General features: G+C 71.3%; 23 protein-coding genes. 7 read left to right on the top strand and 16 right to left on the bottom strand.

Going from position 1 to position 24,857, the window contains the following annotated elements:
* The first annotated feature begins 7 nt into the window (after positions 1–7).
* The 5 genes from ABZX96_RS19215 to ABZX96_RS19195 all read left to right on the top strand — a co-directional run bounded on the left by ABZX96_RS19215 (position 8) and on the right by ABZX96_RS19195 (position 6,079).
* Positions 8–1,132 carry a nucleotide disphospho-sugar-binding domain-containing protein gene (locus ABZX96_RS19215; RefSeq protein WP_355545847.1) on the top strand — a complete coding sequence of 375 codons (1,125 nt, stop codon included), beginning with the start codon at positions 8–10 and terminating at the stop codon, positions 1,130–1,132.
* 131 nt (positions 1,133–1,263) lie between these two features.
* Positions 1,264–1,995 (top strand): dTDP-4-dehydrorhamnose 3,5-epimerase, encoded by a 732-nt coding sequence (gene rfbC, locus ABZX96_RS19210; RefSeq protein WP_355545845.1) that lies wholly within the window; start codon positions 1,264–1,266, stop codon positions 1,993–1,995.
* Positions 1,992–3,308 carry a cation:proton antiporter gene (locus ABZX96_RS19205; protein WP_355545843.1) on the top strand — a complete coding sequence of 439 codons (1,317 nt, stop codon included), beginning with the start codon at positions 1,992–1,994 and terminating at the stop codon, positions 3,306–3,308. Before rfbC ends, ABZX96_RS19205 begins: the two co-directional genes overlap by 4 nt.
* 375 nt (positions 3,309–3,683) lie before the next feature.
* Complete coding sequence (locus tag ABZX96_RS19200; RefSeq protein WP_355545841.1) at positions 3,684–4,790, top strand: tryptophan dimethylallyltransferase family protein; 1,107 nt, start codon at positions 3,684–3,686, stop codon at positions 4,788–4,790.
* A 5-nt stretch (positions 4,791–4,795) separates the two neighbouring features.
* On the top strand, positions 4,796–6,079 hold the full coding sequence (locus ABZX96_RS19195; protein ID WP_355545839.1) for a pyridoxal phosphate-dependent aminotransferase: 1,284 nt from the start codon (positions 4,796–4,798) through the stop codon (positions 6,077–6,079).
* Here the strand turns inward: ABZX96_RS19195 and ABZX96_RS19190 are convergent.
* The 5 genes from ABZX96_RS19190 to ABZX96_RS19170 are packed head-to-tail and all read right to left on the bottom strand — an operon-like array spanning position 6,057 to position 10,444.
* A complete protein-coding gene (locus tag ABZX96_RS19190) occupies positions 6,057–7,541 on the bottom strand; it encodes a cytochrome P450 (protein ID WP_355545837.1) in 1,485 nt (494 codons plus the stop codon). The two genes, ABZX96_RS19195 and ABZX96_RS19190, sit on opposite strands and share 23 nt — an antisense overlap.
* Positions 7,538–8,158 (bottom strand): ATP/GTP-binding protein, encoded by a 621-nt coding sequence (locus ABZX96_RS19185; RefSeq protein WP_355545835.1) that lies wholly within the window; start codon positions 8,156–8,158, stop codon positions 7,538–7,540. Before ABZX96_RS19185 ends, ABZX96_RS19190 begins: the two co-directional genes overlap by 4 nt.
* The gene (locus ABZX96_RS19180) at positions 8,139–8,525 is read right to left on the bottom strand and encodes a DUF742 domain-containing protein (protein WP_355545833.1); all 387 of its coding nucleotides are present in this window, start codon (positions 8,523–8,525) and stop codon (positions 8,139–8,141) included. The genes ABZX96_RS19185 and ABZX96_RS19180 overlap by 20 nt, the downstream gene beginning before the upstream one ends.
* Positions 8,522–8,908, bottom strand: a complete 387-nt coding sequence (locus ABZX96_RS19175) for a roadblock/LC7 domain-containing protein (RefSeq protein WP_355545923.1) — start codon at positions 8,906–8,908, stop codon at positions 8,522–8,524. Before ABZX96_RS19175 ends, ABZX96_RS19180 begins: the two co-directional genes overlap by 4 nt.
* Positions 8,909–8,962: 54 nt before the next feature.
* The gene (locus ABZX96_RS19170) at positions 8,963–10,444 is read right to left on the bottom strand and encodes an ATP-binding protein (protein WP_355545831.1); all 1,482 of its coding nucleotides are present in this window, start codon (positions 10,442–10,444) and stop codon (positions 8,963–8,965) included.
* Between the two features lie 815 nt (positions 10,445–11,259).
* Between ABZX96_RS19170 and ABZX96_RS19165 the strand changes: the two genes are divergently transcribed.
* The gene (locus ABZX96_RS19165) at positions 11,260–11,718 is read left to right on the top strand and encodes an NUDIX hydrolase (protein WP_355545829.1); all 459 of its coding nucleotides are present in this window, start codon (positions 11,260–11,262) and stop codon (positions 11,716–11,718) included.
* 89 nt (positions 11,719–11,807) lie between these two features.
* Here ABZX96_RS19165 and ABZX96_RS19160 read toward each other — a convergent pair whose 3' ends face one another.
* The 8 genes from ABZX96_RS19160 to lepB (ABZX96_RS19125) form a co-directional block, all read right to left on the bottom strand.
* A complete protein-coding gene (locus ABZX96_RS19160; protein WP_355545827.1) occupies positions 11,808–12,749 on the bottom strand; it encodes an NAD-dependent epimerase/dehydratase family protein in 942 nt (313 codons plus the stop codon).
* 289 nt (positions 12,750–13,038) lie between these two features.
* On the bottom strand, positions 13,039–13,935 hold the full coding sequence (locus tag ABZX96_RS19155) for a helix-turn-helix transcriptional regulator (RefSeq protein ID WP_355545825.1): 897 nt from the start codon (positions 13,933–13,935) through the stop codon (positions 13,039–13,041).
* A gap of 100 nt (positions 13,936–14,035) precedes the next feature.
* Positions 14,036–14,824, bottom strand: a complete 789-nt coding sequence (locus ABZX96_RS19150) for an SDR family oxidoreductase (RefSeq protein WP_355545823.1) — start codon at positions 14,822–14,824, stop codon at positions 14,036–14,038.
* A 178-nt stretch (positions 14,825–15,002) separates the two neighbouring features.
* Positions 15,003–15,740, bottom strand: a complete 738-nt coding sequence (lepB, locus tag ABZX96_RS19145; RefSeq protein ID WP_355545821.1) for a signal peptidase I — start codon at positions 15,738–15,740, stop codon at positions 15,003–15,005.
* Positions 15,741–15,762: 22 nt separating this feature from the next.
* On the bottom strand, positions 15,763–18,045 hold the full coding sequence (locus tag ABZX96_RS19140; protein ID WP_355545819.1) for an FtsX-like permease family protein: 2,283 nt from the start codon (positions 18,043–18,045) through the stop codon (positions 15,763–15,765).
* Positions 18,042–18,704, bottom strand: coding sequence for an ABC transporter ATP-binding protein (locus ABZX96_RS19135; RefSeq protein WP_355545817.1), 663 nt, complete (start codon positions 18,702–18,704; stop codon positions 18,042–18,044). The genes ABZX96_RS19140 and ABZX96_RS19135 overlap by 4 nt, the downstream gene beginning before the upstream one ends.
* Positions 18,705–18,780: 76 nt before the next feature.
* On the bottom strand, positions 18,781–19,212 hold the full coding sequence (locus tag ABZX96_RS19130) for a hypothetical protein (RefSeq protein ID WP_355545815.1): 432 nt from the start codon (positions 19,210–19,212) through the stop codon (positions 18,781–18,783).
* 697 nt (positions 19,213–19,909) lie between these two features.
* Positions 19,910–20,725 (bottom strand): signal peptidase I, encoded by an 816-nt coding sequence (gene lepB / locus ABZX96_RS19125; protein ID WP_355545813.1) that lies wholly within the window; start codon positions 20,723–20,725, stop codon positions 19,910–19,912.
* Positions 20,726–21,591: 866 nt separating this feature from the next.
* Between lepB (ABZX96_RS19125) and ABZX96_RS19120 the strand changes: the two genes are divergently transcribed.
* Positions 21,592–22,365, top strand: a complete 774-nt coding sequence (locus ABZX96_RS19120; RefSeq protein ID WP_355545811.1) for an alpha/beta fold hydrolase — start codon at positions 21,592–21,594, stop codon at positions 22,363–22,365.
* 253 nt (positions 22,366–22,618) lie between these two features.
* On the opposite strand, the gene ABZX96_RS19115 is transcribed toward ABZX96_RS19120, so the two are convergent.
* The 3 genes from ABZX96_RS19115 to ABZX96_RS19105 form a co-directional block, all read right to left on the bottom strand.
* On the bottom strand, positions 22,619–23,185 hold the full coding sequence (locus tag ABZX96_RS19115; RefSeq protein WP_355545809.1) for a superoxide dismutase family protein: 567 nt from the start codon (positions 23,183–23,185) through the stop codon (positions 22,619–22,621).
* A gap of 353 nt (positions 23,186–23,538) precedes the next feature.
* Positions 23,539–23,832 carry a hypothetical protein gene (locus ABZX96_RS19110; protein WP_355545807.1) on the bottom strand — a complete coding sequence of 98 codons (294 nt, stop codon included), beginning with the start codon at positions 23,830–23,832 and terminating at the stop codon, positions 23,539–23,541.
* 145 nt (positions 23,833–23,977) lie between these two features.
* Positions 23,978–24,802 (bottom strand): pentapeptide repeat-containing protein, encoded by an 825-nt coding sequence (locus ABZX96_RS19105; protein ID WP_355545921.1) that lies wholly within the window; start codon positions 24,800–24,802, stop codon positions 23,978–23,980.
* Between the last annotated feature and the right edge of the window lie 55 nt (positions 24,803–24,857).

The raw sequence follows: 24,857 nt of genomic DNA, 5'->3' as shown, positions 1-24,857 counted from the left end.
ACGACACGTGCGACTGCTGTTCACCACGGCGCCGTTGCCCGGCCACTTCCACCCCCTGGTGCCCCTGGCGTGGGCGGCCAGGGCGGTCGGCCACGAGGTCCTGTTCGCCACCACCGAGGACTTCGCCCCGACCGTCGCGGGCGCGGGGCTGCCCGTCGTCGCCTGGGCGCCCCCGACCGACGTCGTCGCGCTGGTCCGGGAGGAGAGCGAGCGGGACGGCACGGGGCGGCACGGCTCCGCCGGACGGCGGCTGGCCCACGGCCGGGCCTTCGCACGGGTCGCCGAGCGGTGCCTCGACGGCGCCCCTGCCGTGCTCGACGCCTGGCGCCCGCACCTCGTCGTCAGCGAGCGCGCCGAGTCGGCGGGGCCGCTGGCCGCCGCCGAGCGCGGCCTCCCCCTCGTGGAGTTCCACTGGGGCGCGGCCGAACTGCCCGAGTACCGGCAGGGCGCCGCGCAGTGGTTCGGCCGGGCGCTGCCGGATCCGGACGAGGTCCTCACACCCTGGCCGACGCGGCTGCGCCGCCCGTACGCGGCGGGCTTCCGGTCGGTCCGCAACATCGACTACAACGGGGAGGCGCACGTCCCGACGTGGGCACTGCGGCCCGCCGAACGCCCGCGCGTGTGCGTCACGTTCGGCACCCTCCTCCCCCGCCTCGCCGATCTCCCGCTGCGCGCGTCGATCACCCCGGTCCTGCGGCGCCTGGCCGCGCTCGACCACGAGATCCTGATCGCCACCGACCCGGCGACCGCGGCGGCCTGGCCCGAACTGGCCGAGTGCGCCGCCCACGTGGGCCGGATGCCGCTGGCGCAGCTCCTGCCGGCCTGCGAGCTCCTGGTGAGCCACGGCGGACAGGGCACCGTCCTGACGGCACTGGGCGCCGGCTGCCCGCAGCTCCTGCTGCCCCAGTTCGACGATCAGTTCGACAACGCGGAGGCGGTGGAGACCGCGGGCGCCGGCCGGCGGCTGACGCCGGACCGGATCTCCCCGGACGCCGTCCTCGACCAGGTCACCGCCCTGCTCGACGACGAGGTGTGTGCCAAGAACGCCGCACTGATCGCCGAGGAGATGGCCACCCAACCGTCCCTCCACGAGACCGTCGGCCTGCTGGCGGAACTGGCAGCCCGGCGATGACGACCCCCGGCCCTCCGACCCCCGGCCCTCCGTCCTCCGACCCCGGTTCCTCCGACCCCCGGCCCTCCGGCGCCCGCTCCTCCGTCCTCCGGCCCGAGCAACGACCCAGCAACATCAGGAATGTGGTGAGCATGAAGATCACGCAGATGGCGGTGCCGGATGCCTACCGGATCACACCCCACCGGCACGAGGACCGGCGGGGCTGGTTCTTCGAGGCGTTCCGCGCCGAGGAACTCGGTGAGGCGATCGGCTACCCGTTCGCCGTCCGGCAGGCCAACTACTCCGGCAGCCGCCTCCACACCCTGCGCGGCATCCACGGCACGCTCCTCCCGCCGGGCCAGGCGAAGCTGGTCACCTGCGTGCGCGGCGCCGTCATGGACGTGGTCGTGGACCTGCGCGTCGGATCGCCCACGTTCGGCTGCTACGACATCACGTATCAGGAGGAGGGCTCCGGCCTCGCCGTCTACCTCGCGGACGGCCTCGGCCACGCCTTCCTCGCCCTCACCGACGACGCCTGCATGTACTACCTGTGCTCCGAGGCGTACGTCCCCGGCACCATGATCGAGGTCAACCCGCTCGACCCCGAGATCGCCATCCCCTGGGGCCTGAACAAGACCCCCATCATGTCCGACAAGGACGCGGCGGCACCGTCCCTCAGGGAGGCCGCGGACGCCGGCATCCTGCCGACCTACGAGCAATGCCTCGCCCACTACGAGGCGCTGCGAAGGGGGCCCGAGCCGGGCGGCCATGATGCGCTGCGCACGGGCCCCGACTCCGGCCGCTCCGAGGCGCCGCGCACGGGCCCCGAGCCCGGCGGCCACGAGGCGCTGCGGAAGGGCCCCGACTCCGGCGGCGGGCAGTGACCGCGTCCCAGACCGTTCTCCTCTTCCTCGACCTGGCCCTGATCCTCGGCCTGGCCCGCGCTGCGGGCGCGCTGGCCGCCAGGCTCGGCCAGCCGGCCGTGGTCGGCGAGATCCTCGCGGGTGTGCTGCTGGGGCCCACCCTCTTCGGCGACCGGCTCGTCGGCCTCCTCTTCCCCACCGACGTACGGGACCTCCTGAGCGCGCTGGCCGGCGTGGGCATCGCGCTCTTCATGTTCGTCGTCGGCGCGGAACTGGACCTCGCCGTCCTGCGCGGCGGCGGCCGGGTCACGCTGTGGGCGTCCGCCGGCTCCACGCTGCTGCCGCTGGCGCTGGGCGCCGGGCTGGCGTTGCTGCTGGAGCCGTCGCACGCCACCGGCACGTCCGACGGCTTCGTGCTCTTCTTCGCGGTGGCCATGTCCGTGACGGCGTTCCCCGTCCTGGCCCGGGTCATCGCCGATCGCGAGCTGGCCCACACCCGGGTCGGCACGACCGCCCTGGCGTGTGCCGCGATCACCGACCTGCTGGCCTGGACGCTGCTGGCGGTGGTGGTCGCGCTGGCCACGGGCGAGCGGTTCGACTGGCGGCTGGCGCTGGTCGTCCCGTACGTGGCGGTGATGGCCACCGTCGTCCGCCCGCTGCTGCACCGGGCGGGCCGCTTCGGCGCCGAACGGGAGCGGGACACCCCGGGCGGCAACAGGAGCTTCCTGGCGCTCGTACTGGGCGGCCTGCTCGCGTCCGCCGCCGTCACCGAATGGCTCGGCCTGCACTACATCTTCGGCGCCTTCCTCTTCGGCGCCGTACTGCCGCGCGGCACCGCCGGCCGCCTGCGCGACGGCGTGCTGCACCGGGTGGAGCCCCTGTGCGGCGTCCTCCTGCTCCCCGTCTACTTCGTCCTGTCCGGCCTCAAGGTCGACCTCTCACAACTGGACCTGACGAACCTCGGCGAGCTGGCCGCGATCCTGGCCGTCGCCATCACCGGCAAGTTCCTCGGCGCCTACCTCGGAGCCCGCACCGGGGGCCTGGACACCCACCAGTCCGCGGCCCTCGGCGCCCTCCTGAACACCCGCGGCCTCACAGAACTGGTCATCCTCGGCGTCGGCCTGGAACTCGGCGTGCTGGACACCACGCTGTACTCCCTGATGGTGGTGATGGCGGTGACCACGACCGCCCTCACCGGGCCGCTGCTGAACTGGATCTCCCGGTCGGGAAGTCCGGCCTTCTCCGGCGATCCGCCCCGGTTGGAGCCGAGCTCCGGGCCGTTCCGGGACTCCGCGACGGCTTCGGCGGGTCCCCGGCCGCCCGCGCGGAGGTGAGGTGCGGCGCGTCCGCGAGGGGGAGGTGGTGCCCCGAGCGCCGGCGTGCGCATCCGTACGTCGTGTGCGCACGCCACGGTCCGACGAACGCCGCGCACGCCCCTTGTGCGCCGGTGGCGGCCGGAGGAATTATCGTCAATGGTGAAAGTACTCCGGCCCCAGGGAAACGGCCGCGGCCGACGGAGGCAATGCGCGGGATTCGGGTGGCGGGCGCGGGGCGGAGGTATGCGGGAGTGCGGGAGGCGGTTCGTTATGCCGCCGAGCCCCTATTGGGCGGGTAGTCAGGAGCCTTAAACCCTATTGGTACTGGCCGATCGGCCGGCGGAGCAAGGGTGCGGTACGGCGGGCCCCGGCACGAGGTAGGGGAGGAATTCCATGTCGTCTTTGCGGCCGATTCCACGGATTTGCGCCGGCGCGACGCTCGCGGACTACGCGGTCACCACCGGCAGACGTCTTCTTGGCAGTGCGGGCGTGAATGTCGCACGGGGGGCGAGGGCGCTGCGCAGGATGCTGTCACCGTGGGGGGAGAGGCGCATCGGGACGCGTCCGGATTGGCACTCGGACGTATGTGCCGACGGTTCGCCGATCGAATTCTCCGCTGCCTTCTCGCAGGAAGGCTTGCAGGTCAGGGTGTTGATGGAGGCCCTTCCGGACCGGCCGGACACCTCGTCCGCGCAGAAAGCGGCGCTCGGTCTCACCCGTGGACTGATCCGGGATTTCGGCGCCACCGGCAATCGGCTGGCAAAGGTATCGGACCTGTTCCTGCCGGAGAAGGACCCGACGGGCTTCGCCATGATGCACGCCGCCGTCTTCGCGCCGAACGGCGACCCCGAGTTCAAGGTGTACCTCAATCCCCACGCCGATGAGCGCATGACCGGGGCCGAGCGGACACGCGAGGCGCTGGACCGCCTGGGATTCGGAAAGGCATGGACCGCGATCGGCGAATTCGCCGACCGGGGATTCGACCTCGACAGGATCGTCTACTTCGGCCTCGACCTGATCGACGACCCCGAATCCCGCGTCAAGGTGTATTTCCGCCACTACGACATCTCCCCGGCGGAACTCGACGCCCGAATGGAGATATCGCTCCAGCACGAACCCGGATTCCTGGGGGAATTCTGCCGTCATCTGTCGGGCGGTCAGGGCGCGGTACGCGCGCAACCCCTGGTCAGCAATCTGACGTTCACGGCGGCCGGCGGTCATATGCCGGTGTCCGCGACGCTGTACGTCCCCCTGTGGCCCCACACCGCGAACGACCGCACCGCGCGGGACCGCATCAGCTCGGCCATGGCGGACATGGGCCTCCCCGCCGACGGCTACCGGTCGCTGCTGCGCCACATGGCCCGGCGCCCGCTCGCCGCCGGCCGCGGCATCCACACCTACGCGTCGGCCCGCGTGCAGCACGGCCGCCCCCGCCTGACCACGTACTGGTCCCCCGAGCTCTACGACCGGTACCCGCCCGCCCGTTACCAGCGAGGGTGAACGCCATGTGGCCGCACGACACGCACCGTCCGCTGTTCGACGACGCGCAGGTCCGGCCCGAACTGCTGCGGCGGCGCTCGCCGCAGCGGTGGGGCGCCGTCCCGCCCGGCGTCATTCCGCTGACGGCGGCCGAGCCGGACTTCCCCGGACCCGCGGTGGTCACGGACGCCGTGGTGTCGGCCGTCGCCGACGGCTACTTCTCCTACGCGCCGGAGGACGACGAACTGCGGGAGACCTTCTCCGCCGTGGCGGCGGCCCGTTACGGGATCGCCGACCACCCCGATCGCGTGGTGCCGGCCCCGGGCACCGCCGCCGCGCTCTGGGGCGTGGTGCACCTCCTGTGCGGCAAGGGCGACGAGTGCGTCCTGCTGGACCCGGTCGACCTGCTGATCGGGCAGGCCATCGACGCCGCGGGGGCCCGACGGGTGTACTGCCCGATGGACAAGGGCACCGGCCGGCTGGACCCGGACCGGCTGGCCTCCCTCGTCACACCGCGCACCGCCCTGATCTGCCTGTGCAATCCGCACAACCCGCTGGGCACGGTCTTCCCCGAGGAGACTCTCCGGGCGGTGGCGGAGACGGCAGTCAGGCACCGCGTCCCGATCCTCTCCGACGAGGTCTGGAGCGAGATCGTCTACCCGCCCGCCAGGCACCTCAGCGTCGCGAGCCTGACCGCCGGGGACGGCCCGCGCGTCCATGGGGACGGCCCGCGCGTCTACACGGTCACCGGCCTGTCCAAGACGTTCGCGCTCCCCGGGCTGCGGATGGGCTTCGTCCTCGCCCCGGGGCCTCGGGAGGCCGGCGCCCTGCGGCGCACCTTCCAGCGGCTCGGCGCCGCGCACAGCCTGACGCCCTTCACCCAGGCCGGGGCCCTGGCCGCCCTGCGGCACGGCTGGCCCTGGAAGGACGCCTTCCTGGCGCACCTCCAGGCCATGCGGGACCACTGCGCGGAGCGGCTGAACGCCATCCCGGGCATCTCGTGCGCCCGCCCGGACGGCACCTACGTCCTGTTCCCCGACGTGTCCGCCACCGGGCTGAGCAGCCGGGCGATGGGCGCGTTCCTCCTGGAGCGGGCGCGGGTGGCCGTGGTGCCCGGCACGCCCGAGTGGTTCGGCCCGGCCGCCGAGGGCCACGTCCGCGTCAGCTACGCCACGTCCCGCGCGGTGCTGGACGAGGCGCTGCGGCGCGTCGCGGACGCCGTGGGGGAAGTCCTCACCGGTGGCCCGGCCGCGCTCCGGACCACCGGGGTGCGGCTGCGCCCGGGCGTCAGCCGCGCAGCCACGTCCTGAGCGAGCCCCACCAGGGCGCGCGCCGGTGGGAGGCCGGAGCGGCGGGCGCGTACGCGGCGGGGTCCACGGCGGGGTCCACGGCGGCGGGCATCTCGCCGTCGTCCGGGGCGGCGGGTGGCGGAGGGTAGCGGCCCGCCGGACCGGCGAAGAGCGATCCGGGCATGACGGGGTGCGGGAGCTGGGAGCCGGGGGTGAACGTCACCGGGAGGCTGCTCAGGTGGCGCGTCATCCAGCCGTTGGTCCAGCGCAGGTCCTCGACGGGGATGCTCAGCCGGGCGTCGGGGATCCGCGTCATCAGCGTGTCGATGCCGGTGTCGGCGATGGCGCGGCCGATGCTCTGGCCGGGGCACTCCTGGGGGCCGCTGCTGAAGGCGAGGTGCGCGCGGTTCCCGAGCAGGGGGGCCGCGGGGTCCGGCCGGGCGTTCGGGTCGTAGTTCCCGGCGGCCAGGCCGAGCAGCAGCATGTCCCCGGCCTCGATCCGCTGGCCGCCGAGTTCCGTGTCGACGACGGCCCAGCGCCCGGGGATGGTCATCAGAGGTGGTTCGTTCCACAGCACCTCCTCCACCGTGTCGGGCAGGGTCATCTGCCCGCCGGCCAGCGACGCGTGGCACCGGGGGTCGCTCAGCACCATCCGCAGCGCGCTCTTGAGGAGGTTGACGGTGGACTCGTTCGCGGCGATGAGAATGACCCGCAGGTGGTTCCACACCTCTTCGTCGGTCAGCCCGGAGGAGTGCTCGATCAGCCAGGACGTGATGTCGTTGCCGCGGTCCACGCGCTTGCGCCGCACGAGGTCGGTGAGCGTCTCCACGATGTACGCGTTGCTGGCCACCGAGGTCGCGGTGCCCGCCACCATGTCCCGGCTGGCCTTGACCAGCCGCGGCCCGTACGCCTCGGGCATCCCCAGGAGCTGCGTCAGGACGAGCATGGGCAGGCGTTCGCAGAACTCGTCGGACAGGTCCGCCTCCCCCCGCTCGGAGAAGACGTCGACCAGCTGGTGCGTGAAGTGGATGATGCTCCGCCGCATCCCGCGGAGGTCGAAGCGCTCCATGCTCTCGGTGACCGCCAGGCGCAGCCGGTAGCGCTCCTCGCCGTCCAGGAACAGGCAGACCGGCTGCCAGGCGACCATCGGCATCAGCGGCGAGTCCGGCGGGACCCGCCCTTCCTTGAACCAGCGCCAGTTGCGGGAGTCCCGGCTGAACCGGGCGGGCGTGCCGGCGACCTCCTTGATCTCCCGGTAACCGAGGACGATCCAGGCCGGGAGGTCGCCGTCCAGCAGGACGGGCGCGACGGACCCGTGCCGGGCGCGCAGGCGCTCGTACAGGCCCATGGGGTCCCGGGCCGCCTCGGGGCCGAAGAGCCGCGCCAGTTCGTCCGCGGCGTCGGGCCGGGCGTGTGCCGGGCACTGGGGAGGCGGCGCGGACACCCGCGTGCGGCCGGGCTGTTCGGGGGAAGGGATGGTCACCGTGACTCCGGGTTCGTGGTGAGGGTGTGCAGGTAGCGCATGAGGGTCAGCAGGCCGTTGCGGCTGGAGACGCGCTCGCGGGCGTCGCAGTCGATCACCGGCACCTCTTCGGGGATGTCCAGCGCTTCCCGGAGTTCGGACACCGGATGCCAGGGGGCGTCCGGGAAGGCGTTGACGGCGACGATGAAGGGCACCCCGCGCTCTTCGAGGTGGCCCATCACCTCGAAGCTCTCCTCCAGCCGCCGGGTGTCGACCAGGACCACGGCACCCAGCGCGCCTTCGAAGAGCCCGTTCCACAGGAACCAGAACCGCTGCTGCCCCGGGGTGCCGAAGAGGTAGAGCACCAGCTCGTCGCTGAGGGTGATCCGCCCGAAGTCCATCGCCACGGTGGTTTCCTTCTTGCCCTCCACACCGGCGAGGTCGTCCACGTCGGACCCGGCCTGCGTCATGACCTCCTCGGTCGTCAGCGGCCTGATCTCGCTGACCGAGCCGACCAGGGTGGTCTTGCCGACCCCGAAGCCACCGACGATCACCACTTTCACGGCGGTGGTGACCGAGGCGGGCAGGACGTCCTCGGGCCGGGGGCCGACGACGGGTTCAGAGATTCTGTAGTCCATGCATCACCGCCTCCAAGAGTGCGATGTCGGGCAGCGACTTGGCCGGTACCGACGCCCGGGCTTCGACATGACCGCTCGCCAGGAGTCCCGCGAGCAGTCCGGTGACCGTGCTGACCGGCAGGTGCAGGTAGGCGGAGATCTCCGCGACGGACAGCGGGTAGTCGCAGATGTGGACGATGGAGGCGAGCTCGGGCTGCATGTCCGAACCGGCCGCCCGGCGGCTCACGATCAGGGTGACCACGTCCAGGGGGGGCGGGGGGGTGCTGCTCCGGCTCTCGGGCGGCTCCCGGTCGGGCGCGACGAGGTACAGCCGCTCGGGACCGCCTTCCTCCCAGGACCTTCGTTCTTCCTTCTCCGGATCGCTCATGGGACCTGCCGGTCGGCGCGCGGCGGGCTGGTGAGGTGCTCGCCGATCCGGGCGACCAGGTCCCTCATCAGCTGCCCCACGAGACCGGCGTCCACGTCGTCGTCGGCCAGCACCGCGAGATACGCCCCGGCGCCGGCCGCCATCAGGTAGAAGAAGCCGCCGCCGACCTCGACGACGACGAGCTTCATCCGGCCGTCGCCGTCCGGGAACTCCGCGGCGATGGCCGCCGACAGGCTCTGCAGCCCGGCACAGGCGGCGGCGAGCCGGTCGGCGGTGTCGGTGTCGGTACCCCACTGCGCCATGCACAAGCCGTCCGAGGACAGCACCACGACGTGGCGGGTCTGCGGAATGCCGGTCGCCAAGTCCTCCAGCATCCAGTCCATGTTGAGCCGCTGCTTGATAGCCACTTGCTCACTCATCCTTATTCGCTGGCACGGTCACTGCTCGGGCTCCGCGTCGCCCGCGCCCTGGGGGCGGCGCTCCGGGGACTCGCCCGGGGACCCGGAGGTCCCGTTGAGGAAGGCGGACATCCACAGCCCGGCCTGAGGGGGCTTCTCGGCCTGCGCCGGTGAGGCCGCCGGGGCCGCCTGCCGCGGGTTCGCGGGCCGGAACACGGGACGGGCGACGGTCCGCCGACGCTGCGGGAGCCCGTTGGCGGTGCGCGAAGTGACCTCGGGCTCCGGTTCTTCGGGCTCGATGATGCCGCGGTGCTTCATCTCGCCCAGGTGGAGGGGCGTCGGCAGGGTGGGCGTCCGGATGATGTCCCCGCCGCGCACCGGGGTCACGGTGACCAGTCCCGGCGGCACGATCAGGACCATCCGCACCCCCCCGTACGCGGACTCGCGCACGGAGACCTTGAAGTGGTACGCGTGGCACAGCCGGCCGACCACCGCCAGGCCGAGCCGGGGCGCCTCCTCCAGGTCGCCGAGGTCCAGTCCGTCGTGCGCGTTCTGCGCCAGGGCCCGTTCGGCGCGTTTGAGGGCCTCGCCGTTCAGGCCGACCCCGGCATCCTCGATCTCGACGGCCAACCCGGTCTGCACCTCGGTCGCGGTCAGGTGGACACGGGTCTTCGGCGGCGAATAGCGGGTGGCGTTGTCCAGCAGCTCGGCCACGGCGTGGATCAGGGGTTCGCAGCCGCGGCCGATGATCCCCACGTCGGCCACCGAGTGCAGGTTGACGCGCGTGTAGTCGGTGATCCGGGACATGGCACCGCGCAACACGTTGTAGAGCGGGATGTCCTTCTTCCACTGCCGCCCCGGCCGGGCCCCGCCGAGCACGGCGATGCTGTCCGCCATCCGGCCGACCAGCGCCGTCCGGTGGTCGAGGTGCAGCAGGTCGTGGAAGACCTCCGGGTCCGCGCCGTGCCGCTCCTCCATCTCGCGCATCTCCAGCGCCTGCCGGTGCACGTTGGCCTGGATGCGCCGGGCGATGTTGACGAACGCGCGCCGGGTGACGTCACGCAGGCCCACCTCGGCCTCCACCGTCTCCAGGACATGGCGCAGCAGCACTTCGTGCGCGGCTCCGAAACCGGGACTCACCTGGGACGGCGGCAGGATGGCGCGCTGCACGTGCTCGACCACGCCGCCCTGCTGGAGCTGGTACAGCGCCGCCGGCAGGAGGTCCCTGGCCAGATGCAGCATCTCGCGCTCCTGCTGGGCCAGTTGCCACCGCAAGGTGGCCTCCCGCTCGGCGGACCGCTTGCGCAGCACCTCCAGCGCACGGCCCCGGCGCGCCGCCTTCCCCGACGCGGCGACCACGGCCGCCGTCGCGAGACCCCCGATCCAGACCGCGGGCGCGCGGGCCGTCGGAGGCAGCAACGGAATGGCCACGGCCGCGCATATGGCCAGGAACGCGCCCGGCAGCAGCCACATTGCGGAGGCCGTCCCCGGCCTTCCGGGTGACGAATCAGCAGAAACCATCGGCATCCTCAGCGCACTAAGGGAAGGGACAGGGCGTCACGCGGGTAATTCACCGACGTAAAAGGCAGGCAGCGAAACCGCACGGGGCAATCGCCGGTTCACCTACACCAATCAATTGCCGCAGTGCACGTCGAGCCGACGTACCGCGCCCGGAACCGGGCCTCGGTAAACCCGATCTCCGGAGCGGCGATTACCTCACGACAGCCATCGGCAATGCGCCATAACCGTCACGACTCGCTGCGCGGCAGTGAGCATAGCGGGGCGTGAATGGCTCTGCGGGACACGTGCACATAACACACGAATGTACTGACGTACGAAATTCAGAAGAATCGTTGACGCCAAATAATCACCGATACGCCGGGCGCGGGCTTTATGCGGTGACGCCGCAGGTCAGCGTATTTCCGGCGATCGTGTCGTTCTCGCCCCGGCACCAGCCGCCGGGCCGTCGACGACGCCGGCGACCGCCCGGTGACCGCCGTCGGCCGCCTCTTGTCCGGCAACGTGCGGTGCGCGCGGGAGGTGTTGGTGCTGCCGTTGCGGTGGGAGATGGGTGAGGCTTGTGAAGCGTTTGTAGTTGCATGATGGGCCCCGGGTCGGAGGACTTCGCGGGTGCGGGTGGCGTCCTGGAGGTGGGGGACGACGGTCAGGGGGCGGGGACGGTCAGGGGATGAGGACGATCAAGGGACGAGGGCGATCAGGGGGCCGGGGACGGCGGCGGTCCGGGCGGCGCGGAGCTGAATGGTCCGTCCTGTTTCTCGCGAAAGGCCCGGCCCGCGCATCTTCCGCCCCTTACGACGGAGAGGAAACACCACACGATGTCGGATTACATCGGCTGGATTCGGTCCCGGGTAGGCACATCTCCCCTTCAGCTCAATTTCGCCGCCGCGTGCGTCGTCACCGAGCAGGGCGTGCTGCTGCAGCGCCGTGGCGACGACGGCGCCTGGGGAGCTCCAGGCGGCGCGATCGAACTCGGAGAGTCGGCCGAGGAAGCGGCGCTACGGGAGACGGAAGAGGAAACCGGCCTGCGCGTACGCGCGGACACGCTGTTGGGCGTTTACAGCAAATACCGGCACGTCTACCCCAACGGCGATGTGGTGCAGCCGATCACCGTCTTCTTCCGCTGCTCGATCGTGGGCGGGCATCTGGAAACCCGCGACAGGGAAACGCTGGAATTGCGGTACTTCCCGCTGTCGCGGTTGCCTCCCCTGACGAATTCCCAGCACCGGGACGCCTTGTCCGACCTGCGCCAGGGGCGATACGGCGTCTTCCGCTGATCCGCGCACGCCCGCCACCGGTCGGCCGTCCCCCCGCACACGGAAACGGGGGCTGCGCCCGTCCCCTTCCCCCTACACGGTCGCGGACGTCACCCGGCTGCCCCCAGCCGATCACGCCACCACTCCACCGTCGCCTTGACCTGCTCCTCGACGGGGGTGGCGCGCACGGAGAACTCGGCTTCGTAAGCACTCGTGTCGACGACGAAGGGACGGTCGAACTGGTAGCGGACCTCCCTCAGTTCCCGGAGCAGCGGGGAGACGAGCGACGCGATCCCCAGTACGGCCGGTGGCAGTCCGCGCACCGCGACGGGGCCCGTCCCCGCGCGGTCGGCGAGGCGTCCGACCATCTCGCGGGCGGACCGGGCCGGTTCCGTCGGGACGTGCCAGGCCCGCCCCCAGGCCCGCTCCTCGCCGGCCACCTCGACCAGGGCCCTGGCCACGTCGGGGAGGTAGCTCCAACTGTGCGGGGCGTCCGGGTCACCGAGCGTGGAGACCGGCTTGCCGCGCAGCAGCCGTGGCATCACCCGCGCGGCCAGGTGTCCGCCGTCGGTCACCCCGGGGCCGAAGAAGTCCGAGGCCCGTACCTCGACCGCCCTGATACGGCCCTGCTCGTGCATCTCCCGCGCCCGCTCCCACGCGGCGGCGCGCACCCGGCCCTTGGTGCCGGTCGCGGCGAGCGGCAGGTCCTCGGTCAGGGGACCGTCCACCGGCCCGTAGCCGTAGAGGTTGCCCAGCATGACCAGGACGGCCCCGGTCGCCTCGGCCGCCGCGCGGAGCGACGAGGCCAGCGGCGGCCACTCGCTCGCCCAGCGGTGGTAGGGCGGTGCGGCACAGCCGTAGATCGCGTCCGCGCCCCGCACGGCCTCGGTCAGTCGCTTGCCGTCGGTCGCGTCCAGCGCGATGTGCTCGATGCCGGGCTCCGGGCTCCGGCCCGACTTGGTGACGACCCGGACCTCATGGCCCTTCTCGACCAGCAGCCGTGCAGTGGCCGCGCCGGCGGGTCCTGAACCGATAACGACAGAAAGGGTCACGCGCGCACATTATCGTGTGCGTCTTTTGCATCGCTCTTTCGTCGTCCCCGCCGGCCCCCGCCGCCGGTGACGGAGGGCCGCCGCGTTCGCGGCCCACCTGGCGACCGACGGACGGGCTCAGGGAAGTCCGCTCCGCGGCTCAGTCGTCGGAGGCCGTTCGCGGTGCCGGTGCCTTGCCGGGGCGCAAAAGGAAGTTATCGGCGTTTCGCTTCCGCGGCCCATCGCATGGCACGGACACCGGCACGGGCCAGTTCCGGCTGTCCTTTCGCGGAACAGCGCGAATACCGCGTCAAGCCCCCATCACGCCCCTACGCCGCACCTCGGCACCGGTGGCCGAAGGCGGCTGGGCCGTCCAGGAGAGCAGCAGTCGCAGGGCGTCCTCGGAAGGGCTGCCGGGGGCCGGGGCGTAGGTGATGAGGGCCTGGTCGGGGTCGTCGGCCGGGCGCAGTGTGTCGTAGGGCAGTTCCAGGGAGCCGACGACCGGGTGGTGGAAGCGTTTGATCCCGGAGGTCTTGTCGCGTACGGGGTGCTCCGCCCACCAGTGGCGGAAGTCCTCGCTCTTCATGGCGAGTTCGCCGACCAGTGAGGCGAGTCGCGGGTCGTCGGGGTGGCGGCCGGCCTCCATGCGCAGGTATGCGACGTTCTCGCGGGCGCACTCGCACCAGTCCGCGTACAGGGAACGGGAGTTCTCGCCCAGGAACGTGATCCTGGCCAGGTTGCGCGCCTCGGGCTCCATGGCGTCGAAGTCGCCGAGCAGCGCGGCGGCGGCGCGGTTCCAGGCCAGGACGTCCATGCGGCGCCCCATGACGAGCGAGGGCAGCCCCTCCAGGGATTCGAGCAGGGTCGCCAGCATCGGGCGGACCTCCTGGGGCCGCGCCGGGCGTCCCGTCGTCCGGGCCCGGGTGGCGCGGGGGCGGGCGATGCGGTGGAGATGGCGGGTCTCCTCCTCGTCCAGCCGCAGGGCCTTGGCCAGGGCGTCGAGCACTTCGGGGGAGGCGTTGCGGACCCGTCCCTGCTCCATGCGCGTGTAGTAGTCGATGCTGATGTCCGAGAGCTCCGCGACCTCCTCCCGGCGCAGGCCCACGACGCGGCGCAGCCCGCCCGGCGCCGGCAGCCCGACGTCCTGGGGCTGAAGCCGGGCACGCCGGGCACGGAGGAATTCCCGCAGGTCAGCCGATGCGTTCATGGCCCGATTCTGCTGGAGGGGACGGGGGCGGCGCCTGGCCCTGTCAGGACCAGGCACCGGCGGCGGCCGTCCTGGTGCCCCGGGCGGGACGAAGCGGGGGTCAGGAAGGCACCTTCATCACCAGGCCGCCGTCGACGGCGATGTCCTGCCCGGTGATGTACGACGAACGCGCGGAGAGCAGGAACACGACCGCCTCGGCCACGTCCTCAGACTCCCCGACGCGCTGGAGCGGCGGCCCCACCCGGGTGGCCTCGCGCCCCGCGTCGTCGGGGATGGCCTCGTCGTACATCTCGGTGCGGATGTAGCCGGGGCTGACGGAGTTGACGCGGATGTTCCTCCCCGCCAGGTGGGCGCCCAGGGACCGGGCGAAGTTGTGCACGGCCGCCTTGGTCGCGGCGTAGACCACGGCGCCGACGCCGCGGTGCAGGGTCCAGGAGGCGTTGATGACCACGGAACCGCCCTCGCCGGCCTCCAGCAGCGGCAGTGCCTTCTGGATCGTGAAGAAGACGCCCTTGAAGTTGACGTCGACGAGCTGGTCGAAGTCCTTCTCCGTGGTCTCCTCCACCGACGTGAAGACACCGGTGCCGGCGTTGGCGAACAGGCCGTCGAGCCGGCCGTACCGCTCCTCGACCCTCGCCATCAGGGCGTCGGTATCGGGAAGGCTGGCGGCGTCGGCCCGCACGGTCAACAGCCGCGCGCCGGAGTCCGACACGTCCGCCAGCCGTTCGGCTGCCTGCCGCAGCCGGGCCTCGTGGCGGCTGGTGATGACGACGTGGTCGCCGCCCTCCAGAAGCTGCCGCGCCGTGGCGAAGCCCATGCCGCTCGTACCGCCAGTGATCAGGATGACGCGGCCGGCGTTGCCGGCGCGGGTCGCGGTGGTCTTGTTCATGAGGACCACCTTGGGGGCGGGCGGGGGTGCGTTCCAGGGCCTGAAGGTCCCTGGGACGGGGAGTGCCACCCAGGGCGGGTGGCCGCCGGGGAGCGGCCTGTGGGCCGCCCCGGCACGCCCAGCGGCTCGATCCGTCCGGGCCGGGCCCCGGTCAAGCTCCGCTGCCGGGGTGGCCCCGTCACGTGCGGGGAACGGTGTCCGCGCTGGGACGGCGTATTCGCCTGGCCCGGTCGGTCACCGCACGAAGCAGTGGCCAGCCGGCGTAGAGGACAAGCACACCGCCGATCACGGTCGTTGCGGACGCGATCACATGCGCCGGGAAGCGGTGGGCGGCACCGGGATCAGCGCCAAGGCGCCACACCGGCCAGGCAGAACCGCCGACCCGGCCCTGGATGTGGCCGACCGGCAATGTACCCGCGTCGGCGCCGAGGTAGGCCCGGGAGTCCACTGCCACACTCCGAGCATCGCCCAGCAAGAAGACGCGGTCTTCGGGCACGGTCACGTTGAAGGCACCGTATGTCAGGTTGTCGCCGTGTGCATACGGTTCGGACAGCTGCCGGCCGTTGACCGACAGCCCGCCCTGCGCGCTGACGGCCACCTTGTCGCCCGCGAGTCCGATGACACGGAGGGTGTACACATGATCAGCCGGGGCGTCGGGCCAGCCGCCCCGGATGGTGACGACATCTCCGTGTCCGATGCCCTCCCCCTTCTCGTAAGCCCTGTCGACGAGAGCGATGTGATCACCGTCAAGGGCGGGCCCCATGACTTCCGTCCCCACCTGGTGCCGCTCATAGCGCGAAGCCAGGAAGACAGCGCCGGACAGGACGAGCATGGCTCCGCAGACGGCCATCAGGGCTCTGCGCCAACGGTTGCCGACACCTTCCCCGGTTGCCCGGGCCTGCGTATACGCGGCCATTACTGTGGCTGTTCCCTCTCCCCTACTCACGGCGCAGATCCTCCGGACGCGGCCTGGCCCCCACCGTGAACGCCGCGATCACCGCGGCGCACCCGATCGCGACGGCGATGAGCGGGCCCGCCGCGTCGAGCGTGCCCATGTACCAACCGAGTTGTTGGCCTTGCAACTGCAGCACGGCGTTCCCGGAAAGCCATCCGGTCACCGCAGCGAGCCCGAGCGCCAGGCACAGCGGGACGAGGAGCTGGAATTCCTGCACGGCACGGAGCGTCCTCGCGGGCACCCCTACGACCACCAGGGAAGTGATGTCCCGCCGGCGTTCCAGGGACCGGCCGATGGCACTCACGAGGAACGCGGTGATGCCGAGGAGGAAAGCGATGCCGATGCCGGTGTCGACCGTGCCGCGGTGGACCCGGTAGTCCTCCAACCCGTCCAGGTCGAGGTCCCCCGCGCGCAGCATCGCGGCCGGTGCGGCGCCCGCCAGATCCGACGCGAAGCGGTCGATGGAGGAGATGTCCGAGGGGAGCCGGTACCACAGGCGGGTGTCCTGGGTGATCCCGAGCCTGGGGGCGTCCGCGATCTCCAGCAGCGTGGGGCCCGCGGTGAACGCCGTGGCTCGTTCGAATTTCAGGAGGTCCGCTGGGGCGCTGACCTGGACCGCGGTGCCTCGCCGGTCGCGGAAGTCGATCCTCATCCCCGCCGGAATCGGCTCCTCCGCACCCATGGCCACCCGGTATCGCGCACCGTCCCGACAGTCCTCCAGAGACTGTCCGGTCACCCGCCGCACGGTGCGGCAGTCGGCCGTGACGAGCTGGGCGCCGAGGCTGCGTATCTCGTCCTCGATCGACTGCGGCGCGGTCTCCGGAGGCGTCTCGGGCGTGATGCTCCGGTTGGAGGTCCAGCGCGCGTCGGCCGGCAGGGACAGGAGCCGGTTCCGGGCCGCGGCCGGTACCTCTCTGGCCTCGACCGCCACCGCTGTCGGGCCGGTGGACGGACTGGAGGCGAGCTCGACCTGGTGCAGTACGCCCGCGCCGATGGACGCGACGAGCACCAAAAGCACCAGTCCGGACAGATGCCACGACAGACCGTGCGATTCGTGCTCGATCTTGCGGGCGGCGAGGCGAGCGGCCAGCGGCAGCCGGCTGCGGGCGATCCACCGGGCCAGTCCGGCCAGCGCCGGACGGAGCGCGAAGAGGAGGCCCACGGCCGTGAGCACCACGCCCGCGATGACCAGGATGCCCTCGGTGGCGGTCGCGCTCCCCCGCTGCGTCCGGGTATCAGCCGCCAGCACGGGGAAGGCAACGAGCCCGATCCCCAGGGCGAAGGGCAGGGCGTGCCACCACTTCGGGGGGTTCTCAGCACCCTCCGTGCGTGCTTCCAGCGGCTTGGCCAGCGCTTTCGAGGTGTTCTTGGACCCGATGAAACCTGCGGCGAGCGTGACCGTCACGACGGTGAGCGCGGCGATGGGTGCCGAGACGCGCGCGGTGTCCGCGTACCAGCTGAATCCCACGATCCCCGACGGCCCGATGTACGGGTTCGCCGTCGAGTAGAGCACCAGACCGAGCAGCGCGCCCAGGAAGCCGGCGGTGGCGGACTCCATGGCGGCGAGTCGCAGCACGTGGCGGCGGCTCATACCGATCAGTCGCAGTGCGGCGTAGCGGCGCGTGCGGGACACGGTGGACAGCCGCGCGCACACATTGAGGTAGATGATGGCCGGGGCCGTGGTGATGAGAGCCAATTGGAGGGGCACCTCGGAGAAGCGGTCGCGGACTTCGGCGTCCGCGTTCAGGCCACCCCAGCCGCGCGCCGTGTTCGCCTCGGCGATCTGCTCCGCCGGCACGCCGACGTAGGCGTACAGCTCATCGGGACCGAGCAGGCCGGACGGGGAGATCTCGCCCACGACCTCGCCCGGCACCAGCCGCGCGAACCGTTCGTCCTCGGCTGCCAGGGCCTTCGCCGCGGGAGAGAGCACGACTTGGCCCGCACGGGGCACCCGCGGCACGCCCGGCGGACGCGCCGCGTCACGGCCGGCGGCGAGCAGCACGCGCTGGAACCGCTTGCCGCCCCAGGCTCCCTGCACCGTGCCATAGGTGAATGGGGAGCCGGTGGCTTTCGTGTGTTCTGTGACGGGCAGGGGGACTCGGGCGGCACTGATCTCCGACCGCTTCTCCAGCGCTCCCGGCATCGTCGCCAGCAGCACCATGACGACCACGCCGACAGCGATGCCCCCCACCATCAAGGCCAGTCGGACGAGTCCGGAAGCACCACCGCCGCGCAGTACCCGGACCAGGAGCCTGACGCCCGTCACGGCGCCTCCGCCACGACTCGGCCGTCCAGCAACTCGACCGTACGGTCGGCGCGCGACGCCAGTCCTCGGTCGTGCGTCACCATCACGATCGCGGTGCCCTGTTCCCGCGCCAGCTCCCACAGCACATCGACGACGACGTCCCCGTTGGCCCGGTCCAGCGCCCCCGTCGGCTCATCAGCGAACACGACAGCCGGACGGTGCACGACCGCGCGCGCCACCGCGGCGCGCTGTGCCTGGCCACCGGACACCTTCGCGGGCCGCTTACCCGCGTGTTCGGCCAGCCCGAGACGTTCGAGCAGCGCTCCGACCCGCCGTGATCGCTCTCCGGACCGGATCTTCTGCAGCTCCAGGGGTAATGACACGTTTTCCCTCAGCGTCAATTCCGGTACTAATTCGGCTGATTGGAAAACGAAGCCGAATGACCGCTGCCGCAGTTCCGACCTCTGCGCATCGCCCATTGCACCGATGTCCTTCCCCTGGAAGGACACTTTGCCACGGTCCGGACGCAACAATCCGGCCAGGCAATACAACAGCGTGGTTTTCCCCGAACCGCTGGGGCCTACCAAGGCAACGGCCTCGCCCGCACGCACCTCCACGCCGACCCCTGACAGGACAGTGGTGGCCTGGAAGGCATGGCCGAGGTTTTCCGCGACAAGCATGTGTTTCCGTTCATCCAGTGCCGTGCAACAAGAGACAGGCGACGGACCGCATGAGAGCGGTCCGCCGCCTGTTCGGCTAGCGCTTCATGAACTCACTGGTGCACTTGTCGGTGCCCCAACCATTGAAGCGGCAGAACTGCACACTGCCGTCGCGAACCCAGAGCGCCGCGGGGTCGTACACGACCTTGCTGCCGTACTTCTTGCTACCGCTGCCGTCGGAGTTCTCCCACAGGGTCGTGTAGCTGTAGCCGGAGACCTTCCCCTGGACCTTCACGGAGTTGGAGTCGGCCGCGGTGTCGTATAAGTTGCCGGAAACCTGCATACCCCCGTACGGGTACTTGCCGTTGCTCTTGGGGTGCCAGTAGACGCTGCCCTGGATGTGGCCGTAGCTGTTCCCCACGTTGATGCCACCGTTGCCGGACCGCGCCATGGCAGCGGTGGCGCCGCCGACGACGACGGCCGCGGCTAGGGATGTGATGGCGATTCCTTTGCGCATGGATCGCTTCATGAGGTTCCCTCCTCGTCACACAGGGGCCTCCCCTCACAGCAGGGGTGACCTGATACCGGGATGCGGCCGGAAACGAACCACGTCCGTAACCGCCGCTCCACGGAACGTGATCGTAGTAGAACGTGATCATGTCCGTAGTGTGAGACATGGCACAGTTGCCGGTTCGGTCGGCACTTGACGGCAAACACGCGCCTGGCGACCTGGGCGTGGGGAACGGCGGCCGGCAGGCCGCCTGGCCACAACAACCTCACTCCGCATCTGTTCGCTCTTGCGCGGAGCGATCCGGCCGGCGGTCGCTCCCGGGCCGCTCACCGGGGCGCCTCCCGCTCCGCCGGGCGCACGCGCCGGTGAAAGATCCGGGACCGTCAGAGGCGCCCCAGCCGCGGAAGACGGGGGCACGAGTACCTCTGGAACGAGCGGAATGGCCACAGCGGCTTCCGGGCCTCGGGTGCCCGCCGCCGCTCCCACCGCATGGCCGCGGCAAACAACCCAAGGGTCAACAGCAGGGGCTTGGCGAAGGCGGCGCCACCCCCGTGATGAGCCGGAATGCCCTACGCCACCACCGGGCCAATGGCGACGACGCCTCCCGGGCAACCGCCTACAGAGAGCGCCCGGCCCCCGGCGTGTTCAATAGCGCTCGGCCTCAGCGTTTCCGTCGGCTTCAGCGTTTCCGTCGGCTTCAGCGTTTCCGTCGGCCTCAGCGCTTCCGTCGGCTTCGGCGGAGCAGGACCAGGGGAACGGCGCCTGCGAGCGACAGGGCGGTGGGAGCCGTTGCCATGGCGGCATTGATGCCCGGCTGGTCGAACGTGTCGGGAACCGGCATGGTGGCCCAGCGGTTCACCGGCCAGGCGATCACTACGGCCCGTCCCACGACCTCCTTGACGGGTACCGCGCCGCCGCCGGGTTCGCCCTGGTGGTAGCGGGAGTCCGCCGAATCCTGCCGGTGATCGCCCATCACCCAGATACGGCCGTCGGGGACCTTCACCTTGAACGGGGTGTCGGCGCTGCAGGGCGAGTTACCGGGAAACACGTACGGCTCGTCGAGGACCTTGCCGTTCACCTTCACCGGGCCGGTGCCCTCGCACTGCACGGTGTCGCCCCCGACGCCGATGACGCGCTTGATCAGGTGGTCCTGGTTCGCGGAAGGCATCAGGCCGATGAAGATGAGAGCCTTCTGAATCGGATTGGGCTCTGTTTTCGGCTCGCCCTGAAGCCAGTTGCCGGGATCGTGGAAAACCACCACTTCGCCACGTTCGGGCTCGGAGCCGAACCAGGGGGTGAGTTTGTCCACCAGCACCCGGTCGCCCTTCTGGAGGGTGTTCTGCATGGAATCCGAAGGAATGGAGAACGCCTGCACCAGGAACGTTTTGATCAGCAGCGCGAGCACCAGCGCGATGCCGACGAGAAGCGGCAGCTCCTTCCAGAAGGGACGCTGTTTCTTCGTCTTCTCACCAGACGATTCCGCCCCACTTCCGTCGTCCGCCGTCTCGGGCCCGACCGACAAATCCCCCATAGCGCCTCCTTAATTCAGGCCGCTGCCCGCCCCGGACAGGGAACGGTACGCCACACGCATAACGAACGGCGTCCACGAGCACAGAAGCCCAACCGCCTTGTCCAGCTCCCGGGCAAGCCTAAGGCCTGTCCTGTAATGGGCAGGTATAGGACAGGTGCAGGGGACGGCCCGGCGGGGCAGCCGTCTCGCCGTGGGCCGCAGGCTCAAGCCCGGTGGTTTTCCGTCCGCCGAGCTTCGTAAGCGTCCGCAAGGAACAGGGAGATTGATTGACCCGATGCGCCGATTCCCGCCAACTTCGCCGGTCCCGGCATCTGTCATCGGCGTCAATGGAATGACGCGAAACCCGTGGGTTCGTCTACAGCACCGTCAACACTGGGTCGCCGTGTTCTCAACTGCCCTGAGAGGGAACACAACTTCGGTGCCGCCGTTGGCCGCACGTGAACGACGTCCATTCCTCCGGCTTCATCGAGCCGGTCAGCCGCTTCGGCGACCTGCATCTCTTGTGCTGGTGGTGACGGCGGGATCCGGCCGGACGCAAGGCCCTCCCGCAGCGGTGCCCCCGCGCCCGCTCACCCGTCCTGGCCGGAAATCACCGTTCATCGTGTCCGGTCGGAACGGGCCCGGAGCCAGTGGTGCCGTCGGCCGTCGCCCCGTCCGGGGGATGGGGATCGTTTACGTGCGGCCCTCGTCGGCGCGTGAGGGTTCGGCCATGACCGGCGCGGCCGTCGTCTCCTTGCGGTCGTGCGAGGGCAGGCGGACGGGTCGAGGGGCCGAGGGGTTGCCGGTGGTGCGTGCGCTGCGGCAAGGTCGAGCCGGAAACGATCACTTGGGGAGCAGATTCCGTCCAGAAGGGACAGTGGCGCATCATGACTTCCACCAGTGGGACCGGCTCCTGGATCCGGCGCTACCACCCGGCGCCCGACGCCGGTGTCCGCCTCGTCTGTCTCCCGCACGCGGGCGGTTCGGCCAGCTACTGGTTCCCGATGTCGGCTGCCCTGTCGCCGCGGATCGATGTGCTCTCCGTGCAGTACCCCGGCCGTCAGGACCGCCTGAACGAGCCGTGCCGCGAGTCGGTGTCCGAGCTGGCGGACGAGGTGACCGAGGCGTTGCTGCCGTTCACCGACCGGCCGCTGGCCCTGTTCGGGCACAGCATGGGGGCCACGATCGGTTTCGAGGTGGCCCGCCGTCTGGAGCGGCGCGGCATCGTGCCGGCCGCCCTGTTCGCCTCGGGCCGCCGGGCCCCCTCCCGCCACCGGGACGAGGACGTGCACCGGCGGGGCGTGGACGGGATCGTCGAAGAACTGCGGCGGCTCGACGGCACCGATCCACGGGCGCTGGAGGACCCGGAACTCCTCGGCATGATCCTCCCGGCCGTCCGCGCCGACTACCGGGCCGTCGAGACCTACCGCTACGCACCGGGCCCGCCCCTGTCCTGCCCCGTGCACGTCCTCGTCGGCGACGCGGACCCGCGGGTGACGGTGGACGAGGCGCGCGCCTGGCAGTCACACACCACCCGCGGATGCGACCTGCACGTCTTCTCCGGCGGTCACTTCTATCTCGCCGACCACCAGCCGGAGATCCTGCGCCTGGTGAGCACGCACCTGCTGCCGACGGCGACGGGGCCCGTCGGCCTCGGGTAGCGCCCGCGCGGTCGTGTCCACGGGCGGTGCGCTGGAGTGTGGACGGCCGGGGTGGCTGGTAATTGACGGTGGGACGAGCCGGTGAGGAGACCCGGCGGGCCGGTGAGGTGACCGGGTGGGCTGGTGAGGTGACCGGACGGGCCGGTGGGTGGGTGGCCCGGTGGTCTGGTGTGGCGCGGCGGTGGAGTGCCGCCGCGCCACGCGCGTCATCGGGCCGACGTTGCGTCGGCGTCGGGCCGGCGATGCGTCGGCGTCAGGCCAGCGGTACGTTGACGCAGGCCAGGCGGGCGCCCGCGGTGCCGGCGTGGCCGGGTTCGGTGTGGGTCTTGTGTTCGTGGACGACGACCGAGCGGGCCTCGCCGTAACGGACGTGCCAGTTCACCTTGGCGGCCGTGGCACCGTCGCCGTCCTCGTCGGTGGTCAGGTCGAGCCACACCTCGTTGCGCGGGTTGGCGTAGTCGGGGTTGGTCGAGGGCTGCACCGGGTCGGGCACGTTCTGGTAGTGCGGGCCGGAGTCGGCCGGCTTCGGGCCGCACGGCTTGGTGTGGACGTGAGCGCCGTACGTGCGGTCCGGGAGCAGGCCGGACAGGCGCAGGACGACGGCCGTACGTCCGGCCTTCGCGGTCCCGTACCGCTTCTCCACGACCGCGACCCGGCTGCCTACGGGCACCAGGGCCGGGTCGTAGGTGACGGCCTCGCCCGTCGGCGACGCGGCGAAATGGGCGCGGACGGACACGCTGGTGGACTGAACTCCGACGGATGGCGCGGCGGCCGGCGCCAGCGCCAATGATGCGGTCAGCACTGCCGTAGCGATAGACATGCGCCGCACCTTTGCGGTCCGTGGTGTTCAGTGAAACCGGGTATTCGGTCAACACGGGGCGCGCGGGGAGGGTGGGGGAAGACGGCGCGGCAGCGTTCAGCGGGCTGATCGGCCCCGGTGGCGCGACGGTAACCAACGAGGCCGTCCGCCCCGGCGGCGCGACGGCAATCAACGAGGCCGTCCGCCCCGGTGGCACGACGGCGTCTCATGCGCTGTGTTGCTCCCACAGGGCCATCAGGTTGCGCTTGCGCTTCGACTCGGAACGCGAGGTGGCCATGTACGCGGTGAACTCGCCCTCGACCGAGACGTTTGTGGCAGGCGCGGACGCCCAGCACGAGGGAGGTGGTCTTCTCTTAGGCGGCGTTCCCGGTGGACTTCTTCAGGCCGTCGATCAGGCGCAGGTCCACCGGGAGCACGTCTGCGGGACGGCTGTCGCGGAGCCGGTCGGCGAGGGTGGTCCACTGCCGGTCGGCGACGCCTGACGGGGCCGACCGGGCGGCCTGCCAGGCGACGTCGAGTTCGCCGTCGTCCAGTAGGGCGTCGATGAGGAGGTGGCCGTTCCCATACGGGCTGGGGTGGCACGGGCAGCCGGTTGGGTGGGCACGGGGCCGGTGCGGCGAATCCGGTGCTTCCGTGTGCGGGTCCATGTGGCCGGTCCCGTGCCTTCGTGTGCGGGTCGGTGTGGCGGATTCCGTGCCTCTGGGCATGGCGATCACCGGGGGCTGGCACAAGCGGCCGGTTGCGCGCCTCCTTGCGGGGCGGTGTGGCCGGTCTCGTGCCCCCGTGCGGGTGTCAGGTGCTCGGGCGGTGCCAGTGGGTGGGGTGGGTCAAGCCGTCCGGGAGTTTGGTGGTGGGGTCGCCCTTGGCGGCGTTGAGCTGGGCCTGGGTGAGGAAGATGCTGCCGGTGAGGTCGGCGCCGGTCAGGTCGGCATCGCGGAAGTCGGCCCCGATGAGGTCGGCCGAACGGAGGTCGGCGTCCTTCAGGTCCGCCGCGATCAGGTAGGCGCCGCGCAGGTTGGCACCCCGTAGATCGGCGCCTTTCAAGCGGGCACCCATGAGGTCGGCGCCCCGGTGGTTCTTCTTGCGCCCCGGGATCTCGGCCCGTACGAGTTCGCTCGTGCGCGACAGAAGGACGTTGACCTCCTGCCGCACCGCCGCCACGTCCAGGTCGGCGAGCGCGTCGGGACTGCCGCCGGCGAGGCCGTCCACCTTGCCCAGCGCGCGGCGCAGGTCGGCGTGGACGGGGCGGGCCGGGGGCAGGGTGAGGGCTTCGGTGATGTACCAGAGCAGCTCGTGGAGTTGGCGCATCACGGGGAAGACCGTGAACATCCGCCGCGCGGTGCCCGGCGCCCGCCGCCAGTCCTGGCCGCCGAAGGTGCCCTGGGAGACTCGCTGCCCCGCACCGAAGCAGTCGAAGACGGTACAGCCCGAGAAGCCCTCCTCCCTCAGCCGCGCGTGAATGCCGCAACGGAAGTCCTGCTGGAGGTTCGCGCACGGACGCCCGGCGTCCTTGTCCACCGCGAAGTCGGCCGAGGCCGCGAAGGGCAGCGCGACGCAGCACAGCCCGAAGCAGTTCGCACAGTCGGCGCGCAGGCTGTCGGGGGCGATGTGTGTGATGTCGGTGAGCGGGAGGAGAGTGGGGGTGACGTCACGCGGGGGACGGGCCGACCGC

It is taken from the genome of Streptomyces sp. NPDC003077 (assembly GCF_040611095.1).
In the GTDB taxonomy this organism is placed as follows: Bacteria; Actinomycetota; Actinomycetes; order Streptomycetales; family Streptomycetaceae; genus Streptomyces.
The sequence above is the reverse complement of the archived record's forward strand: the minus strand, read 5'-3'. Positions and strand labels throughout refer to the sequence as shown.

Coding starts and splice junctions, on each gene's coding strand:
- ABZX96_RS19130 (WP_355545815.1), bottom strand. CDS start 19,212: ATGAAGCGATCCATGCGCAAAGGAATCGCCATCACATCCCTAGCCGCG.
- ABZX96_RS19170 (WP_355545831.1), bottom strand. CDS start 10,444: ATGGTTTCTGCTGATTCGTCACCCGGAAGGCCGGGGACGGCCTCCGCA.
- ABZX96_RS19185 (WP_355545835.1), bottom strand. CDS start 8,158: ATGGACTACAGAATCTCTGAACCCGTCGTCGGCCCCCGGCCCGAGGAC.
- ABZX96_RS19180 (WP_355545833.1), bottom strand. CDS start 8,525: ATGAGCGATCCGGAGAAGGAAGAACGAAGGTCCTGGGAGGAAGGCGGT.
- ABZX96_RS19110 (WP_355545807.1), bottom strand. CDS start 23,832: ATGGACCCGCACACGGAAGCACCGGATTCGCCGCACCGGCCCCGTGCC.
- ABZX96_RS19165 (WP_355545829.1), top strand. CDS start 11,260: ATGTCGGATTACATCGGCTGGATTCGGTCCCGGGTAGGCACATCTCCC.
- ABZX96_RS19195 (WP_355545839.1), top strand. CDS start 4,796: ATGTGGCCGCACGACACGCACCGTCCGCTGTTCGACGACGCGCAGGTC.
- ABZX96_RS19120 (WP_355545811.1), top strand. CDS start 21,592: ATGACTTCCACCAGTGGGACCGGCTCCTGGATCCGGCGCTACCACCCG.
- ABZX96_RS19150 (WP_355545823.1), bottom strand. CDS start 14,824: ATGAACAAGACCACCGCGACCCGCGCCGGCAACGCCGGCCGCGTCATC.
- ABZX96_RS19135 (WP_355545817.1), bottom strand. CDS start 18,704: ATGCTTGTCGCGGAAAACCTCGGCCATGCCTTCCAGGCCACCACTGTC.
- lepB (WP_355545821.1), bottom strand. CDS start 15,740: ATGGCCGCGTATACGCAGGCCCGGGCAACCGGGGAAGGTGTCGGCAAC.
- ABZX96_RS19175 (WP_355545923.1), bottom strand. CDS start 8,908: ATGGACTGGATGCTGGAGGACTTGGCGACCGGCATTCCGCAGACCCGC.
- rfbC (WP_355545845.1), top strand. CDS start 1,264: ATGAAGATCACGCAGATGGCGGTGCCGGATGCCTACCGGATCACACCC.
- ABZX96_RS19200 (WP_355545841.1), top strand. CDS start 3,684: ATGTCGTCTTTGCGGCCGATTCCACGGATTTGCGCCGGCGCGACGCTC.
- lepB (WP_355545813.1), bottom strand. CDS start 20,725: ATGGGGGATTTGTCGGTCGGGCCCGAGACGGCGGACGACGGAAGTGGG.
- ABZX96_RS19155 (WP_355545825.1), bottom strand. CDS start 13,935: ATGAACGCATCGGCTGACCTGCGGGAATTCCTCCGTGCCCGGCGTGCC.
- ABZX96_RS19115 (WP_355545809.1), bottom strand. CDS start 23,185: ATGTCTATCGCTACGGCAGTGCTGACCGCATCATTGGCGCTGGCGCCG.